The sequence below is a fragment of the Salmonella sp. 741265055_HSA genome, from assembly GCF_046569525.1.
GTDB classification, from domain to species: Bacteria; Pseudomonadota; Gammaproteobacteria; order Enterobacterales; family Enterobacteriaceae; genus Salmonella; species Salmonella enterica.
Genome location: NZ_JBKFSQ010000077.1, coordinates 1 through 3,231, shown reverse-complemented (window position 1 = coordinate 3,231; position 3,231 = coordinate 1). Strand labels below are relative to the sequence as shown.

3 protein-coding genes are annotated in these 3,231 nt (G+C 33.2%); 2 read left to right on the top strand and 1 reads right to left on the bottom strand.

Annotation, left to right across the window (positions count from 1 at the left end; translation table 11 throughout):
- Window positions 1–9: 9 nt before the first annotated feature.
- Complete coding sequence (locus tag ACLD4K_RS21825) at window positions 10–279, bottom strand: hypothetical protein (protein WP_411012498.1); 270 nt, start codon at window positions 277–279, stop codon at window positions 10–12.
- Window positions 280–1,645: 1,366 nt separating this feature from the next.
- Between ACLD4K_RS21825 and ACLD4K_RS21820 the strand changes: the two genes are divergently transcribed.
- Both ACLD4K_RS21820 and ACLD4K_RS21815 read left to right on the top strand, forming a co-directional pair.
- Window positions 1,646–2,380, top strand: a complete 735-nt coding sequence (locus ACLD4K_RS21820; protein ID WP_411012497.1) for a replication/maintenance protein RepL — start codon at window positions 1,646–1,648, stop codon at window positions 2,378–2,380.
- A 27-nt stretch (window positions 2,381–2,407) separates the two neighbouring features.
- On the top strand, window positions 2,408–3,208 hold the full coding sequence (locus ACLD4K_RS21815) for a hypothetical protein (RefSeq protein WP_411012496.1): 801 nt from the start codon (window positions 2,408–2,410) through the stop codon (window positions 3,206–3,208).
- The last annotated feature ends 23 nt before the right edge of the window (window positions 3,209–3,231 follow it).

The window sequence follows — 3,231 nt, the reverse complement described above, 5'->3', positions numbered from 1 at the left end:
AAATTAAGATTATAACATCTGCGATTTTATAGTTTCTTCACTCATCAGAGTAAGTTCTGAAACCAAGCGAATATAAATATTCTTTAACCTATCTTTGTCGCAACGACTTACAGATTCTGATAACAGATAATGACTAAAATTATTTACGCAAATGTCATTGCCGTTTTCAAGAGTAAGTTTTATTCCATGTTCGGTATCTTCCACTTTGTTTACGACACATATCAGAAATGGTGTTTTCTCATGGGGATGAAAGAGTGTTATCATTTTAATATTGTTCATTTTGTTTTTCCTTTTTATTTATTACTATTTAATACTACATCGCAAGTGTAATAATCAAATTTATTTATGTTTTAACCATGATTTTTTATCTTATTTTTAAACTACTTTTTGAAAAAATCTTTATCTCTGTGCTGACGCACGGCTACGCCCTGACACTAACTTTTGTTCATTTACTTCGAGATTGTAGTATTTGAGAAAAAACTATCCACTCATTATTGGATCTATTTTCACTATCAAGTTAGGATTCAGATCCTATGTTCTGAACAATGCATTTTCCCTCTGACATATAGCATTTGCTCTTAAACGCATAGAAAAACTATATACTTAGTAGCAACACTTCGTGATTGTTGCGAACAATCACTCTGCTGAACAGGGTTTGTTCCTGTTAGTGATGGTTTTTTTCATTAATAATTTTCTTCATATAAAATTACTGCCTGTAGTCAGTTATAAGCGTTTTAAGCACAAAGATGATTACACGTGTCATCTTCCTGCTCCCAACGTCTTACCAAGCTTCCTGTGCAGTTTATTATCCTTTCATAAAATACGTTTACTTATATTCATTAATATTTATTTTCACCTGATGATTTTAGTAACTATTTATTGAAAACACATCTCTTGTGCTGGCGCACGGCTACGCCCCAGATACTGATTTGAAACTATTTTTCTTGATCACTTATAAGTCATTAATATCTTATCAATGAAAAACAAAGAAACCAGTATAGAGATCATTCTCTCTACCAAGTTAGAATTCAGATCCTATGTTAGAAAATAACATATTCCCTCTGACATATAGCATTTGCTCTTAAACACATAGGAAAACTATACATTTAGTAGCAGCACTTTGTGATTGTTCAAAACAATCACACGGCTGTGAGGAGTTTGTCTCCGATAATGATGGATTTATCCAAAAAAGATCGCGTCGAAGACGCATATAAAGTAAAAGGAATATTAATTAAGCTCTCACAATAAAAAGCAGCGCTTCGTGATTGGACAAAACAATCACTTCGCTGATAGCAGTTATTAAGGAATACAACATCCCTTGTAAAACCACTAAAACATAACACAAAAGTAAAACTGGACTCTCTTAACTTCTTACTAATTATTTAATTATAAGCATAGTCCCGGACCAGTAAAATAGCGGCTTCGCAACTTTTTTTCCTATGTTCGAACATAGCAAACTCCTATGTTCAAACATAGATCCGTCCTATGTTCGAACATAGCGAGATCTATGTTCGAACATAGTTTTTTTAACATATAACATTGTCATAAGAATATACTTTCTATTTTATTTATAGTTCTACTATTGACTTTCACTTTTTTGCATAGTATTAAAATACATATAACAAAAATAATAAGAGAGAATAATATGAATACAAACGACGCTGATCTATTACACTTATTCGAATCATTAACCACCGAGCAAAAGATTGATATCGCAAGGCGCTTACTACAAAACAAAGAAATAAAATCAACGACAGTTATTTCTTCTGAGGAAGATAAAGCTATTTCGTTTTCACAACCTTATGTATTTGCTTTTACTTCCAACTTTCGTGTTTTCTCTGATCTTGACATATCCAAGAATGAATTCCGTGTATTAACATATATCTTGGAGTATATGGAGTTTGGAAATCTGATTAACCTTTCACAATCATCTCTGTGCAAAGCATTGAATATCGCTTCCGGTAATATGTCTAACATTTTTAAAAAACTCAGACAGAAAGGAATACTCGTCGAACATCATGGTCATCTCTATATCAACTCTAACATTTTCGCTAAAGGAATGAGTCATCAACTGGATCAGAAACGTAAAGAACAGCTGAGCAACGCTCGCAATCTTTGCGCAGAAATAGAACAGTATCCAGAAAGTTATTCAGCTATGTCAAAAAGTGAAAGAAGAACCCTTTCCTTAGAAACTGAAACCAAAGAAATCTATACTGACGCATTTGTTTTCAGTAAGAAGAAAAAGAATAACTCTGTTCCTAATACCAACAATAGCATACATATTGATAAACCACGAAGAGTATATAAAAGAACAAAGGAAAATGAGGAAGCAAGAAGAAACTCTGTTGACGCAGACTCTCATATGCAGAAAGTATCCTGATAAAATAACAACAACAAGGAAATAACAATGAAAAAACTACCCGGTTCGCTTGAAATTAAGCTCCACGAAAAACTATCCAAGAGTGATATACTAAATATATTAGCTGAACAAATGACCATGCTTGAGGAAACATTTGGCATTCAGGAGTTTAAGATTTTCTCTTACCTTGAATGCTACATTGGAGATAAGAAACAAGCATTATATTATAGAAGTCGCAACAGTGCCGTAGCCACATTCAAATTAAAGGGGCTTGAATCCCCTGTAAACACGGCTAAGCTCATATCAAAAGAAAACGGACAACGTATTGTTTCCTTTGATAAAGATCTGGATATAGACAGAATATCTGCTACAGTCCGAAATATACAAAATAATAATCCTTATCAGGGGTGGTCTGAAGGTATCAGTGTTGTTCCTGCCTCAATCATCAGTAAAATGATCCAAGAGGATATAATACAAGCGCAGGAAGAACAAGGCAGACTTTACCGTATTGAAGAACAGCGCAAGAAAGAAGAACAAATACGCAAAGCAAAAGAAAGAGAGGAATATGAACGACCTTTAAAGGCTTTTATTTCTTTAAAGATAAAAGAAAGTGGTTTATCTGAGAAGGATTTCAAAAAGCAGGTTTGTTCAAGCTGCGACTATCTGAAAGATCGCTCCACAAAATCAAGATACTTTACTGAACGACCAGACTTGTTAGAAAAATATTATAATGAAAGATTAATTCGTTTCTCGATAAAAGGCACTGATGGGAAAGTAGGAAAAGTGGAAATTTATACAGATACAGGTGAGCTTATTTTTGAACAGTATAAAACACCTCAGATTGTTTAAACAACTTAAAAGATAAGGATGTA